Consider the following 14168-nt stretch of genomic DNA (forward strand, 5'->3'; position numbering starts at 1 on the left):
TACTGGGCAGTGGAGGATGGGCAGCTACGTGAGTAGGGCGCTGGCACGGACGGAAGACCCAGACGTGCCACCGTTCGCCCGGTAGGTCCTGCGCATGTAAAGAAACTTCGCATCTTGTTATGATGTGTAAAAAAATCAGAGAAAACTTTACATATCCCTGTGCTGATGTGGCATGTTTAGACAGTGAACAAGTGGCAGCCCGAGATTCCCTACAACGATCTTCCGCCTGTTCCGTCCGGCGAGCAGCTCGAGACGCGCGACGTGCTCAAGGCTGCGATCTGGGCGAACAGGGCGCTTGCCCAGTTGGATCAGGCTGCGCTCGCGATGCCCAACCCTACGGTACTGATCAACACGATTCCGTTGCTGGAAGCTCAGGCCAGCTCGGCGATCGAGAACATCGTCACTACGACGGACGCGCTGTTCCGGCATGTGGACGATGACGCCCATGCGGACGCGGCAACGCGGGAGACCCTGAGATATCGGCATGCGTTGCGGATCGGCTATGAGCACACAGTCGAGCGGGGTCTTACCACGTCGACCGCGATCGAGGTGTGCAGCACGATCAAAGGTCGCCAGATGCGATTGCGGGACCTACCTGGCACGCGGATCGGGAACCCGACGACAAACGAGGTTGTGTACAGCCCGCCGGAAGGCCCGGATGTCATCGCGGGCAAGCTCGCGGAGTGGGAACGCTTCGTCCATTCGGAGGATGGTGTCGACCCGTTGATCGTGATGGCCGCCGCCCACTATCAGTTCGAGGCGATCCACCCGTTCGCGGACGGTAACGGGCGGACTGGTCGCATTCTCAACGTTCTCATGCTCGTGGAAGCCGGTTTGCTACGTCTGCCGGTGCTGTACTTGTCGCGCTACATCATCGACACGAAGCATCAGTACTACCGTCGGCTGCGAGCGGTGACCGCCGAATCTGCATGGGAGTCATGGTTGCTGTATGTCCTGGCGGGAGTGGCGCAGACTTCAGAAGCCACTGTTGCCAAGATCAACAAGATCCGTTTGCTGCAGGAAGATTTCGCGCAGCGGGCTCGGACGGTGTGCAAGGGGGGATCACATTCCGAGTTTCAGGCTGTCCTGTTCGAACAGCCGTACTGCCGGATCGCGACAGTGATGGAAAGGTGCGATGTATCGCGTCCCACAGCCACCGGCTGGCTGAGTGGGCTGGCTGGCGCTGGGATGCTGAGGGACGTGAAGATCGGGCGTGACAGGGTGTTTATCAACGCCGAGTTCCTGCAGTTGTTGACAGCGCCGTGACTTCTTCGACGCTTCGCTCCGACAACCAGGCGGGAAGCAGATGCCGCGGCTGCTGCCGATCTCGACGGGGAGATCGGCAGTCTGCCGTTGGTGATGGTCGCCGGGTCAGGGGCGGTCGACGTCGGGGAGGACTACCTCGGGCTTGAAGATGACCTTGTAGTGGTAGCGGTCTACCTCGGCGGGCTCGAGTTGTTCCACGAAATAGCTGACGTTGTCGGACAGGCCGAGGAAGTGTTTCTTGTACTGGTCGTCGCCGGTTTTGCAGGTGACCTCGAGTTGTTTGTTCTCGTCCTTGATCGAGCACTTGCCCTCTACCGAGAGCAGGTACTTGTCGGTGATTCCGTTGAAGAAGACCACGCGGCGGTTGATCTTGAACTGGTCGGATTCCTTGGACAGGTTCTCCGAGACCACGTCGGCATCGGACGAGCAGCCGGTGAGTGTGATGGCGGACAGTGCCGCGATGGCGACGATGAGCGTGGTTTTCATTCCCTACCCCTACCTCGGTGTATCCCCCGGAGAATGACTCCTGGATGACCGATTTTAGCTGGGTGCGGTTGGATTACCAGGCGATATTTGCTGGGGCACAAAGGCGTTGACTCGCCCATCGGCCAGAGAGTGAGGCGCTACCGATCGGCGGGTGAGGGTTCAGCGGTAGCCGATGATGTCGAGGGTGGCGTCGCCGATTTCCTCGTTGTTCTGGCAAACGACCAAGATCGATGCGGGGACAGGGAGGAGTGTCGGCTGAGTCGCTTTGGGGCGGCAGGTGGCCTCGATGGGGACGGCGGTGGGGGAAGTCGGATTTCGGCGGGGCCAGCGCGAAAGCCGTAGTGAGGTGTCGTATTCCAGCGCGATGATCTCCTCGGCGAGGACATGGACAGCACCGCTGTTCGGGCTACTCGGCGACATCTCGGGAACTCGGGTGCGCGAGGTGCCGTCGTAGGTGGCCAGGTCGACATGGCTCTGGCGGGTCGTCGGGTCGAAGAGCCCGACGAGAAGGTCCGATCCGTCGGCGGCTGCGGCGAAGGGTGAACCCGAGGTCCGGAGTGGGGAGGTGGCGAGCTGGTCCGGTTTTTCGACGAGCATGTATGCGGGGTTGTCGGGAGTCCAGAAGTCGATGAGCGTCATGTTCTGTAGCAGCGTCAATGTGGGCTTGTTCGAGGGCGAGGCGGGGTAGTCGCGGTGGCCGATCACACCTCCCGTTGCGGTGTCGATCGCGATAACGCGCCATATCGAGCCGCCGCAGCGGAGCACTCGATAGACGGCATCGGCGGTGACGCGGGTACCGACATCGCTGGAGCGGCAACCGGATTCGGCTACGGGTGTCACCCATCGGCGGGCTGCGGTGCGGGCGTCGTATCCCTTGACGGCGGTGTCGGTTTCCACGATCAAGGTGTCCGAGGCGGGGGCCTCGAGGAGGCGCGCTGGGCTGTCGTGGTCGTCCGAGGTGAAATCCGTGTGGTCGTCCGAGGTCCACAGGATCTGGCCCGTGACGGCGTCGAAAGTGATGCGTCGGGTGCCGCTTCGACCCGTCCAGCGGGTCGTAACGATGGCACCGTCGGCGGCCGTGATGGCCGATCCGCGGTCGTATATCAATGTGCGGGTTCCGGATTGGGGTCTGCGCAGGTAGTGCCAGCGTGGTTCGCCGGTTGCGCCGTCGAAGGCCCGGAGGCCGTCGACGCCGATGACGAGGAAACCGGTGCCCGCCGCGATGACTTCACGTCCGGTCGCCTCGGGCCGGTTGTTCAGTGGCGGAAGCTGCAGTCGAAATGCTTCGGTGCCGAATCTGTCGGCTGCCGCCGGCACCGGGGTGGGGGCGGCGGTGCTGTGGTCGACGTTGAGCCTGTCGTCGCCGGCACGCACGGCGACCACGCTCACCGCAGCGGCGATCGCCAGCCCCGTCGCCATGGCCGCCGTCGAGGTGCCCCGGCGAAGTGTTCTTGCTACACCCATGTGAAAGGCGAGAGGCAGCACCAGGATTGAGCCGATCGCGACCAGTGCGAGCGCGCCGACCGAGGTGGTGAGTTGCTCGAAATACGGCATCTCGGTTCGCAGGGTGGTGTAGCTGCTCGGTAGGTGCTCGTTCCAGGACATCACGCCAAGGAAGCCGAGTACCAGTGCGACGGTTGCGGTGGCGCCGAGTTCCCATCGGTGATGAGTGCTCCACAAGTCGGCCTGTCGTGAGCGGCCGGCGAACCATGCCGCGACGGCGATGGCCAGTACCAGCCCACCGGCCACGGCGGCGGCTCCTGCGACGTGGCCGGCTTGCGCGTACGTGTCCCTCACCGCGACCGGCGCCGTGCCGAATCGGCTGAAGAGGCCGAGAGCAGTTCCGCCGGTCAGGAGGCCGGCACCGACAGCTCCCACCAGCGCTTTGTACCGTGCCGAGCGTCCTAGGTCGCGCGTAAGAGTCGGCAACGACGGGGACGGCCCCGTGCTCACTGCTGTTTCCGTGTCCCCCACGAAACCCCTCCTGACCGGCGCACTGGTGGCAGCTCGGCCTCGTTCAGCATATTCGGCGCGTCTATTGCCCGCCCGACAGCAGGTCGGCGAACTCGTTCTGCCCGCATTCTTCCGCCTGCACCGCGAGCAGCTGCCGCAACCGGACCGGAAGCTCGGTTCGTATCTCGCACAAGCCTTTCCACACCGACGAGTCCGTCGGAGTGAACGTGGCGACGAGGGCTTCGATGTCGCCGAACTCGTCGAGGAGGGTGAGGGACCGTGAGCGGGACGCGACGTCTTGGCGCAGGGCGATCTTCACCAAGGTTGTGGTGCAGTCGGCGGCCGGGGCGGCGGCCATCGCGGCGACGAAGCTGTCGTCGGGAAGGGTGCTGATCGCCGTGGCGAGAGTGTCGTGGGTGGATTCCGGGAGGATGTCGAGCAGCGGAAGGGCTTCGGGCCACAGGTTGTGGGTGGCGGCGGTCGCGACGGCGGTGGTGAGGGTGTCGGGCTGGTGCACGACAGGCAGCGAGGCGAAGCGTTGGCGTCCCTCGGGCTCGAGGGCGAGGGCTACGGGGAAGAGGGTTTCCCAGTGGTCGCGGGCCTGTTCGATGAGGGTGGTGAGGACATCGTCGGGTTCGGTGGAAATCCGGGCGGCGACGGGCTGGAGTTGCGTGGGGGCGAGGTGTTCGGCGAGGGGGAGGAGGTCGAGCCAGAGGTTGTGGGTGAGGGCCAGGTCGGCGATCTTCGTGAGGACGGTGGGGTCCTGCATCAGCGGACGGGCGGCCAGTCGTTGCAGGCCGGCGGTTTTCATTCCCGCGGCGACGGGGAGGAGGGTGTCCCAGGCATCCAGGGCGGTGACGGCGGCGAGGAGGCCGTCGAGGATTTCGACGTCCTGAGCGGCGACTTCGTCGGCCAGGTGCGAGCGTTGGGTGGGGCCGAGGGTGTCGAGCAGGGCGATGGCCTCGGGCCAGTGGCCCTCGGCGTTGGTGGCGTGGATGAGGCCGGGGAGGCGGTCGGTGATGAGCGACAGGAGGCGGTCGGCGGCGCTGGGGTCTTCGAGGTGGTAGCCGACGTGCAGGAGATCGATGTCGGCGGCGTGGGGCAGGGCTACGCGCAGGACGTCGTCGGGGACCGAGGTGGCCAGGCGGCCCATGGTGAGATAGTCGCGGCGGCTGAGCAGTTCGCGGGCGACGTCGGCGGCCATGCGGTCGGGGATCTCGGCGATCACCTCGGCGGCGCGGCGGGGGTCGAGCGTGACGGCGACGTCGGCGAGGAATGTGGGCGACAGGGCACTGGCGATGGCGACGGCGCGGGCCGGGTCGACGGAACCGGCGATGGCGGCGGCGAGGACCGGGCCGAACGCGGCTTCGGTGATCTTGGCGGCGAGGGTCGGCGGCACCAATTTGGCTGCGGCGGCCGTCTTTTGCATGCGACGGGCCTCGCGGGCCGAGACCTGGTCACTGATCTGTTCGCGGAAGGCGCGCAGGGCAGACGGGGGGAGCGCGGCGAGGAATTCGAGGTCGGCGGCGGGGCGGTCGAGCGCTGCGGACAGGCGGGCGATCTCGGCGGCGGTGTGGTGGGACGCGGTCATAGTCCGAGCACCTTCTTCACGGCGGGGCGGGCCAGGCGGGGGATGAGACGCATGCCGGAGTCGAGAGCGTCGTCGAGGGCGGCTTTGCGCTGGTCGAGGGCGGCCTGGACATAGGTGTTCAGGGTGGCGAACTCGTCGGGCGTGAGGGTGGCGAACTCGGATGGGGGTGGGGTGCCGAGCGTGGTGGTGAGCTGGTGCAGGGCGTCCGGCACAGGCCGTCTCCATTCGATGCGGTACGGATGTCGGTGCGGGTGACGATACTGGGGGTGGGAACAGATCGGCATTTGTGAAAGATTCGAAAATGATTCGCGCAGTGTGAAATTCGGCTGATCTTCAGTGGAGGATGTGCGACTGCTTGCCTCGGAGACCGATTGCGCGGTCACGGAGGATGCGGATCGAGCTGGACGGACAAGGCTGTCGGCATGACTGGGCCGGGGAGTCGCAGCGGCCTCTCGCGGCACGGAACCGGTGCAACGGTGATGTGCCGACAAGTCCTCCGATCGAGATCGCAGCGTGATGGTTGCGCGATCGTCCGGCATGCGGGATGCTTTTCCGACCGCACGTCATGCGTGCGGCGTGACATTTCCGCGACCATTTCGTAATGTAGCGGTGACCTTGTCCTCTACGAGTAGCTGGTGATCGACATCGTGCGTGGTCAACATCGCAAACCGGCGCCGCCGCGTGGGCGCGCTCAGCTTGCCGTGTGGAGTGTCGCTGCGACAGTCCCGGCCATGCTGTGGATGACGATCCGGCCGGGACCTGCGGTCCAGGAGGCTGCCGCGGTCGAACCGCAGACCACCTCGACGGTCGACCCCGATCCGATCGCCGCCGCAGCCGCATTCGTGGAACCCGAGCCGGCACCGGTGTCCGCCCATGACGAATCGGCGACGCTGTCGCTGATCCATGCCACCACCCCGTGTGACACCGAGTGGAAGGGCGTGCAGCCGCACGTGGCGCAGGTGAGCCACCTGCTGCAGAAGATGTTCGGTATCAGCGATATCGGCGGGGCGCACGGCCGCTACGACGGTGACCACGGAGCCGGGCTCGCGCTCGACGTGATGACCAGCGGCGGCGTCGGCGACGCGATCGCCGAATTCGTGCTGGCCAACAAGGAGCGCTTCGGCGTCACCTACGTGATCTGGAAGCAGCGCTACAACGACGGCGGCGGCTGGTCGTTCATGGAAGACCGTGGCAGCCCCACCCAGAATCACTACGACCACGTGCACATCTCGTTCGAATCTTCGGGCGCCACGAATATTTCCTGCTGAAATCTGTTGCTACCAGCGGTTTCGCGGATTTCCATCGCCGTGGAATCGTGCCGTATCGGCCGAACCGGGCGACAGGGGCGTGCTGAATCGACCATGATCGATAGATGGCCCCCAACAGCGCGAAATTCTTGTTCAGCAACGGCACCGACGACCGGGTGTCGCTTTTCGACGACGGGCGTGTGAAGGTCTGGTCGACCACTCATCTCTGGTCCGAAATGGGCCGCGAACGGCACAATGCGCTGGGCGAGACGGTACTGCTCGGAATCGGGCGCACACTCGACGTACCGGGACCGGTGGACCGGCGCCAGACCTGTGATGCCGAATTCGCCCTGACACCCGAGCTCGGACACACGGTCGCCGCGACCGTGGCGGCCGACAACGGCACGTTCGTACAGTTCTTTCATGACGGGACCATCGCGGTCGGCAACGACGGGCGCGATGTGGCGACGGTGTTCAACGCGGGCCGTGAAGCGACCTCCGAGCGAGGCGTGAACGGGGTCGGCGGGTCGGTGATGGTGACCTTCGGTGGCAGCTATCGGCCGAAGACGGTGCGTGAGAGCGACTACCAGGTCGAGCTCAGCGAAGCGACGGCTCCCCGGCCGAACCGGCTGTACAAGGACGAGTTCCTCGTGAAATAGCCCCGAATCGCCCCTGCGCTCGTACGGTGTAAACGGCAGGGGTTCGGCAGAAGGATTCGTGGCATGGGACGGTTGACAGGCAAGGTCGCGGTGATCAGCGGCGGTGCGCGGGGCATGGGCGCCGCGCACGCGCGCCGGTTCGTCGACGAGGGCGCGTCGGTGGTGATCGGCGACGTGCTCGACGACGAAGGTGCCGCTCTCGCAAGCGAACTCGGTGTGCGGTATCAGCACCTCGATGTCCGCGAGCCGGAGCAGTGGCAGGCGGTGGTGCGCACGGCGGTCGAAGAGTTCGGCGGGCTGCATGTGCTGGTGAACAACGCCGGGATCGTCAACGGCAACCTGCTCGTCGACTTCGCGCTCGAGGAATGGCAGCGCATCATCGACATCAACCTCACCGGCACGTTCCTCGGCATGCAGGCGGCGGTCCCCGCGATGACCGGCGGCGGGTCGATCGTCAATATTTCCTCGGTCGAGGGGATGCGGGGAAGCCCTGGGCTGCACGGGTATACGGCGACGAAGTTCGCGGTCCGTGGACTCACCAAGTCGGCGGCGCTGGAACTCGCGCCGCAGGGGATCCGCGTCAACTCAGTCCATCCGGGTCTCATCAGCACCCCGATGACCGAGGGAATTCCGGCCGACTTCCTGCAGATTCCGCTGGCTCGCGCGGCCCAGCCCGACGAGGTGTCGGCGCTGGTCGCCTACCTGGCCTCCGACGAGTCCTCGTATTCGACGGGCGCGGAGTTCGTGGTCGACGGCGGACTCACCGTCGGCGTGCCGCACAAGAGCTTCTGACATCGGATCGCCGGGCGCCTCGGCGAGAGCTCTGCGCGGTTGCCTCGAGGGGTGCCGTCGGTGGCGACGGCACCCCGGGGGATCAGCCGTAGTGGCAGATGTAGTGCATGGTGTCGACGACCTCGATGTCGAACGAGCTGTCGCCGGGGACCTTGAACGACTCGCCCGCACGGTAGGTGATCGGGGTGGAGTCGCCGGCCAGGGTCACCTTCGCCTCGCCCGCGACCAGTTCCATGATCTCCGGGGCGCTGGTGGTGAAGGTCAGGCTGGACGGCTGGATGACACCCACCGACTTCGAGGTGCCGTCGGGCAGCTCGAGGCTGTAGCTGACACACTTGCCGTCGAAGTACACATTGGCCTTCTTGCTGACGGAGACGTTCTCGAACTTCGACATGGGTCCTTCCGGGGGATGAGGGGACCCTTAGTCTAGGTCAGCTGCCGTAGCGGGCCAGGACCGAGCTGGCTTCCTGGGAGGCGGTGCCTTCCTGGGCGAGGTGGGCCATGGCTTCGGGGATTTCGCGGCCGTGGTGGGTCATGGCCTGGGCGTAGAGGCGGCCGGCTCGGTAGGAGGAGCGGACGAGGGGGCCTGCCATGACGCCTGCGAAGCCGAGTTGTTCGGCGACCTTGGAGTGTTCGACGAATTCCTCGGGCTTCACCCAGCGGTCCACCGGGTGGTGGCGCGGGGACGGGCGAAGGTACTGGGTGATGGTGAGGATGTCGCAGCCTGCTTCGTGCAGGTCGCGCATGGCCTCGGTGACCTCGTCAGGGGTCTCGCCCATGCCGAGGATGAGGTTGGACTTGGTGACCAGGCCTGCCTCGCGGGCCGCGGTGATCACCGAGAGGGAACGCTCGTAGCGGAAAGCGGGGCGGATGCGCTTGAAGATGCGCGGCACCGTTTCCAGGTTGTGGGCGAGCACCTCGGGACGGGTGGAGAACACCTCGGCGAGCTGGTCGGGGTCGGCGTTGAAGTCGGGGATGAGCAGCTCGACACCGGTGCCGGGGTTGAGGGCCTTGATGGCGCGCACGGTTTCGGCGTAGAGCCAGGCGCCGCCGTCGTCGAGGTCGTCGCGGGCCACACCGGTGATGGTGGAGTAGCGCAGGCCCATGGCCTGCACGCTTTCGGCGACGCGGCGGGGTTCGTCGCGGTCGAGGGCGGCGGGCTTGCCGGTGTCGATCTGGCAGAAGTCGCAGCGGCGGGTGCACTGTTCGCCGCCGATGAGGAAGGTGGCCTCACGGTCTTCCCAGCATTCGAAGATGTTGGGGCAGCCCGCTTCCTCGCAGACGGTGTGCAGGCCTTCGCGTTTCACCAGGCCCTTGAGTTCGCTGTACTCGGGGCCCATGGTGGCGCGGGTGCGAATCCACTTGGGTTTGCGTTCGATCGGCGTTTCCGCGTTGCGCGCCTCGATGCGCAGCAGCTTGCGTCCGGCGGGGGCAGAGGCGTCTACGGAGCTCACTGCACCGACTCTACGCTCGGGGCCCGCTCGGGCGCGGGGGCGGTGGTGCGATCGATGTCATGCGGGCGGACGGGAATTTCTCCGTCGAGCGCGGCAACAATCGCAGTGGCGACGAGCGGCTTCAGTTCGGCGACGGTGACCTCGCGGCTCAGCTCTCGGGTGAGGGTGGTGACACCCGCGTCCTTGATGCCGCAGGGCACGATGGCCTGGAAACCGTCGAGGGCGGAGTTGCAGTTGAGCGAGATGCCGTGCAGGGCGACGCCGCGTTGCACGCGGACCCCGATCGCGGCGATCTTGCGTTCGGCGAAGTAGTCGGTGGCGGGCAACCACACTCCCGACCGGCCCTCGACCCGTCCGCAGGTGATGCCGAGACCCGAGATCACGTCGATCAGTGCCTCTTCGAGACGACGCACGTACTGCACCACATCGACCGGTTCGGCCAGCCGGATGATCGGGTAGCCGACGAGCTGCCCCGGTCCGTGCCAGGTGATCTTGCCGCCCCGGTCGACCTGCACCACCGGGCTGCCGTCGATGGGCAGATCGTCGGCCTCGGTGCGGCGGCCCGCGGTGTAGACCGACGGGTGCTCCAGCAGTAGCAACCGGTCGGAGCCCTCGCCTGCGGCGCGTTCGTCGGCGATCTGCCGTTGCAGCTCCCAGGCGGCGTGGTAATCGATGAGTCCGAGATCCTCGACCACGATCGGGGTCGTATCGAATCGGGCGGACGCGGAGGGGCGCGTGTCGTTCACGAACCTGACGTTACGCCCGGGGACCGACGACGCCAACGGACGGTCGGGCCGCCGTGTCGCACGGTTGCCGAGAGGACGCGGGGTCACATGCCCGCGACGTCGACCAGCGGTGCGGGATAGGTGGAGCCGGGCAGGTCCACGCGCCACGGGCGGTGGATGGTGCCGCCCGGCAGGTGGGCGAGTTCGGGGAGGTGGCGGCGGACGTAGGTGCCGTCGGGGTCGTGACGGTCGGCCTGGCGGAGGGGGTTGAGGACGCGGTTGGGGCGCGTGTCGGTACCGGTGCCTGCGGCCCACTGCCAGTTGAGCTGGTTGTTGGCCAGATCAGCGTCGACCAGCCAGTGCAGGAAATGGGCGGCGCCGATCCGCCAGTCCAGGCGCAGGGTCTTCGTGAAGAACGACGCCGTGATGAGGCGGGCGCGGCCGGGCATCCAGCCGTCGGTGACGAGCTGACGCATCGCCGCGTCGATGATCGGGTAACCGGTGCGGCCCTCCTTCCAGGCGGTGACCGCCTGGGGGTCTCGGCGCACGGCGAACGGGCCGGGGCGAAGGCTGGTGGACGCCGTGTCAGGGCGGGCGGCGAGCAGCTGATGGTGGAAGTCGCGCCACGCGAGCTGCCGGGCGAAGGCATGACCGCCGTCGGTGGACAGGTCTGTGCGGTGCACGACCTCTACCGGGGACAGGCAGCCGAAGTGCAGGTACGGCGACAGGTGCGAGGTGGCGTCGGCGGCGAGGTCGTCGTTGCAGTCGGCGTAGTCGTCGATCGGGCCCGCCAGCCACTTGTTCAAGAGCGCGCGGGCGGTGGTCTCACCGCCGGTCGGGCAGTTCGGGGAGGGTTGGTCGGGGGACAGCTCGGCGACGGAAGGTATTGCCGCACTGGCGACGTCGGGTACGGCGAGCTCGCGGGGGCTGTCTAGTGGACGGCGTCGATGGGTGTCTACCCAGCGGCGGAAGTATGGGGTGAACACGGCGTAGTAGTCGCGGCCGGTGGCCGGTGCCAGGGCCGACGGGTCGACGGCGGTGATCACGGCCGAGTGTGGGTGCACGGTGCAGTTCGACAGCGCGGCGCGCAGGGCGTCTTCGCGTCGGGTAGCGAAGGCGCTGACGTCCTGGGCGATGTGCACCGACTTCGCGCCGGTTTCCGCGACAACCCGCGCGACCTCGGTGGCGACGTGACCACGGCGCACGACGAGGCGGCCACCGATGTCGCGCAAGCCCGCGTCGAGTTCGGTCAGTGCGCTCGCGAGGAAAGCCGCCCGGTTGGGTGGACAGCGGGCGGGCACGATTTCGTCGTCGACGACGAACAGTGGCACGACGGTGTCGGCCGACCGGCGGGCGGCGTCGAGGACGGGGTTGTCGGCCAGGCGCAGGTCGCGTGTGAACAGGGCGATCGAGACGGTCATCGGGTGCACAGCGGGGCGATGTCGTCGCGCCCGCCGGTGGTCGGAGTGGTCAAGTACAGGCAGGTGTTCTGGCCTGCCGCCTCGATCGCGGTGTGGATGTCGTCCCAGGCGGCGGCGTCGAGGGTGGGTGTGCGGGACAGGACGAAACCGGACAGGCGGCTCGGCGAGGTGACCAGCGCCCACGAGTACTCCGGGCCGAGCGCGGTGACGATGTAGTTGGTTTGTCCGTCCTGGCCGGGTACGCCGGGGAAGGAGACGTTCAGCTGGGCGTTCGTGGCGGGGTCGGTGACGGTGGCGGTGCCACGGATCTCGTCGATGCCGCCCGACCAGGTGTGGCAGCGGTTGTGCACAGCGACATCGCCTTGCTCGTCCAGCGAGTAGGTGGCGGTCGTGTCACGCGCGCACGCGAGGTTGAACGGCTGGGGTACGGCGGCCAGTTGGTGCCAGACGCCGAGGTACCGGTCCAGATCGAGGGACGGAACGGGAGTCGGGGGCGCCGCGGCCGCCGTGGCCGAGGACAAGGCGGTGACCGCAAGGGCGACGAAGGCGGTCGCCGCCGAACGGCGGAACGCGGACGTTAGGGCGATACGCACAATGACTCCTCGAAATCGTCGGTACCGACAGCGTACCAAGAAACGATGCATAAATGATTCATCGAGCCGAGGCGGGTTGCGTCAACAGTCGGACGACTTCGGCCGTATCGACGCCCGTCGATGCCGCTTTTCTGGGTGCGTGCGAGAGGTTTGCTGGCAGCGAAAGAGGGCGCGCGTTCAGTGAGCGACGGCTTCGCAGGACGGCGTCGTGCCACGTCGGTAAGGCGGGATGATCGGGTTATCGGCAAGAATGGAGCGATGTCCGCCGGTTCAGCCCCTGTCTCCGATGCGGCCGGTTACACGGTGCGCGCCGTGGCGGACCGGCTCGGGATTCCGACTGCCACCCTGCGCAGCTGGAATCGGCGCTACGACATCGGTCCCGCACAGGATCGCCCGGGCAAGCACCGCCTCTACACCGAAGCCGACATCGCCGCCCTCGAACGCATGCTCGCGCTGATTCGTGACGGCGCGAGCCCGGCCGGTGCCGCCGCCGCCGTGCGCGGCATCGCTGTACTGCCCGGCGATCGCATGCCGCTGCTCGAGGCGGCCTTCGCGCTCGACTCGGGTCGGGTGGTCGCTCTGCTCGAGGCGCATGTCCGCGCGGTAGGCATCGTGGAAACCTGGGACGGGTTGTGCCGGCCCGCCTTCGCCGATGTCGTGGCGCGTCAGAGCAGCGGAGAAGGCTGCATCGACGTCGAACACCTGCTGTCGTGGTGCATCACGTCGGTCATGCAGCGCACCCAGGCCCCGCACGCCCGCACCGACCACACCATCCTGCTGGCCTGCACAGGTGGCGAAACCCATTCGCTCCCTCTCGAAGTGCTGCGTGCCGCTTTGGCGGAACAGGGAGTAGGCGCGCGCATGCTCGGGGCGGACGTACCGACCGTCGCCCTGGCCGACGCACTGGCCAGGCCGAGCGGACCGACCTTGGTCCTGCTCTGGTCACAACGGGAATCCACCGCATTGACGTCGGCAGTCGTTGCGGGCGTAGCCGCCGGGGCGCGGGTGTTCGTCGGCGGGCCGGGTTGGCAGGAGGTGCTGCTGCCGACCGAGGTGCAGCGCGTCGACGGGCTGGCCGAGGCGGTCGCCCTGCTCGGTGCCGACCCTCTCGACTCGCCGACACCGAAGCCGCTGCAATTCAACGACAATGACGCCCGGTCGGCTATCTACAGACCACGCGAATAACGGACGGAGGCGGCCGCTGCCTCCATGTCGATGAGCAGGCCCGGGTCCCGTTCCATGGCTTCACGGAATTCGAGCATCGCGTCATCGACCGCGCTGCGTCGCGCCAGCGCGATCAGCTCCCGACGCGCGTAATCGCTCAGCGGCATCCCCGCTGCGGCCGCGCGACCGGTGAAAACACTCCAGGCTTCCGCCGGGAGATCGTAGACATCAAGCAATGCCATTGCGCCGGAATCGATCTCCGGCCCCGGATGCCCCGGCCGCTCCTCCGCCAGGAAGTCCACCACGGCGTCCAGCGGCACACGACGCCCCGCCAGCGCGATCAGCTCTCGACGCACATACTCCAGCACCGGTAAGCCGGCAGCGCGAGCTCGCCGACGAAAGACAGCATTAGTTGCCGCGGGCAAGTCCTCGAGCTCGATCAGCGCCATACCAGACACCGTAAGCGCGGCAACCGCCCACGAGCAATGGGTCGACATCAGCCGGCCCCACCCGAACCACCTCAGCTTGCCGTCGAGATTCACGAACGAAACGGCCGACGTCGCAACATGATCTGATGGACCGATGTCTCGGGTGGGAAGACATATGAACAAGCCGATGCTGTCCGTCGTCGTTCGGATCAGCGCGGAGCGAGTGGTGTTGCGGAAGGCTCACGACGCTTGCCACGGAGTCGGCCAACGAGCGCTCGCTCAAACTTGCGGCCCGCCTCGGGTTCCGGCGGGTCACCACCTTCGAATGGTTCGACGTCGAGCAGAGTCTTTGCCTGTCCGGACTGCACTCGTTCAGGGCTTGAACTGCC

General features: G+C 66.8%; 15 protein-coding genes. 5 read left to right on the forward strand and 10 right to left on the reverse strand.

Going from position 1 to position 14168, the window contains the following annotated elements:
* Nucleotides 1-183 precede the first annotated feature (183 nt).
* Nucleotides 184-1266: a Fic family protein gene (locus LDL21_RS30115; RefSeq protein ID WP_225282186.1), complete on the forward strand. Its 1083-nt coding sequence runs from the start codon at nt 184-186 to the stop codon at nt 1264-1266.
* Nucleotides 1267-1371: 105 nt separating this feature from the next.
* On the opposite strand, the gene LDL21_RS26340 is transcribed toward LDL21_RS30115, so the two are convergent.
* The 4 genes from LDL21_RS26340 to LDL21_RS26355 all read right to left on the reverse strand — a co-directional run bounded on the left by LDL21_RS26340 (nt 1372) and on the right by LDL21_RS26355 (nt 5508).
* Complete coding sequence (locus LDL21_RS26340; protein ID WP_225282187.1) at nt 1372-1752, reverse strand: beta-sandwich lipoprotein; 381 nt, start codon at nt 1750-1752, stop codon at nt 1372-1374.
* 159 nt (nt 1753-1911) lie between these two features.
* A complete protein-coding gene (locus tag LDL21_RS26345) occupies nt 1912-3630 on the reverse strand; it encodes a PQQ-binding-like beta-propeller repeat protein (protein WP_225282188.1) in 1719 nt (572 codons plus the stop codon).
* 157 nt (nt 3631-3787) lie between these two features.
* The gene (locus LDL21_RS26350; RefSeq protein ID WP_225282189.1) at nt 3788-5296 is read right to left on the reverse strand and encodes a hypothetical protein; all 1509 of its coding nucleotides are present in this window, start codon (nt 5294-5296) and stop codon (nt 3788-3790) included.
* The gene (locus tag LDL21_RS26355; RefSeq protein ID WP_225282190.1) at nt 5293-5508 is read right to left on the reverse strand and encodes a hypothetical protein; all 216 of its coding nucleotides are present in this window, start codon (nt 5506-5508) and stop codon (nt 5293-5295) included. The genes LDL21_RS26350 and LDL21_RS26355 overlap by 4 nt, the downstream gene beginning before the upstream one ends.
* A 519-nt stretch (nt 5509-6027) precedes the next feature.
* On the opposite strand from LDL21_RS26355, the gene LDL21_RS26360 reads away from it, so the two are divergent.
* The 3 genes from LDL21_RS26360 (at nt 6028) to LDL21_RS26370 (ending at nt 7994) form a co-directional block, all read left to right on the forward strand.
* On the forward strand, nt 6028-6564 hold the full coding sequence (locus LDL21_RS26360) for a VldE C-terminal domain-containing protein (RefSeq protein ID WP_181699378.1): 537 nt from the start codon (nt 6028-6030) through the stop codon (nt 6562-6564).
* Between the two features lie 104 nt (nt 6565-6668).
* Nucleotides 6669-7202, forward strand: a complete 534-nt coding sequence (locus LDL21_RS26365; RefSeq protein WP_225282191.1) for a hypothetical protein — start codon at nt 6669-6671, stop codon at nt 7200-7202.
* Between the two features lie 63 nt (nt 7203-7265).
* A complete protein-coding gene (locus LDL21_RS26370) occupies nt 7266-7994 on the forward strand; it encodes an SDR family oxidoreductase (RefSeq protein ID WP_225282192.1) in 729 nt (242 codons plus the stop codon).
* 82 nt (nt 7995-8076) lie between these two features.
* On the opposite strand, the gene ppnP is transcribed toward LDL21_RS26370, so the two are convergent.
* The 5 genes from ppnP to LDL21_RS26395 form a co-directional block, all read right to left on the reverse strand.
* Nucleotides 8077-8388, reverse strand: a complete 312-nt coding sequence (ppnP, locus tag LDL21_RS26375) for a pyrimidine/purine nucleoside phosphorylase (protein ID WP_067496065.1) — start codon at nt 8386-8388, stop codon at nt 8077-8079.
* 37 nt (nt 8389-8425) lie between these two features.
* Nucleotides 8426-9448 carry a lipoyl synthase gene (lipA, locus tag LDL21_RS26380; RefSeq protein WP_225282193.1) on the reverse strand — a complete coding sequence of 341 codons (1023 nt, stop codon included), beginning with the start codon at nt 9446-9448 and terminating at the stop codon, nt 8426-8428.
* Entirely contained in the window at nt 9445-10194 is a 750-nt protein-coding gene (gene lipB, locus LDL21_RS26385; RefSeq protein WP_225282194.1) for a lipoyl(octanoyl) transferase LipB, read from the reverse strand. The genes lipA and lipB overlap by 4 nt, the downstream gene beginning before the upstream one ends.
* 83 nt (nt 10195-10277) lie before the next feature.
* Entirely contained in the window at nt 10278-11594 is a 1317-nt protein-coding gene (locus LDL21_RS26390) for a cryptochrome/photolyase family protein (protein ID WP_225282195.1), read from the reverse strand.
* A complete protein-coding gene (locus LDL21_RS26395) occupies nt 11591-12187 on the reverse strand; it encodes a lipocalin family protein (protein ID WP_225282196.1) in 597 nt (198 codons plus the stop codon). Before LDL21_RS26395 ends, LDL21_RS26390 begins: the two co-directional genes overlap by 4 nt.
* A 258-nt stretch (nt 12188-12445) precedes the next feature.
* On the opposite strand from LDL21_RS26395, the gene LDL21_RS26400 reads away from it, so the two are divergent.
* Nucleotides 12446-13372, forward strand: coding sequence for a MerR family transcriptional regulator (locus LDL21_RS26400; RefSeq protein ID WP_225282197.1), 927 nt, complete (start codon nt 12446-12448; stop codon nt 13370-13372).
* Here LDL21_RS26400 and LDL21_RS26405 read toward each other — a convergent pair.
* Nucleotides 13354-13800 carry a hypothetical protein gene (locus LDL21_RS26405; RefSeq protein WP_225282198.1) on the reverse strand — a complete coding sequence of 149 codons (447 nt, stop codon included), beginning with the start codon at nt 13798-13800 and terminating at the stop codon, nt 13354-13356. The genes LDL21_RS26400 and LDL21_RS26405 overlap by 19 nt on opposite strands.
* Between the last annotated feature and the right edge of the window lie 368 nt (nt 13801-14168).

The sequence above is a fragment of the Nocardia rosealba genome, from assembly GCF_020216065.1.
In the GTDB taxonomy this organism is placed as follows: Bacteria; Actinomycetota; Actinomycetes; order Mycobacteriales; family Mycobacteriaceae; genus Nocardia; species Nocardia rosealba.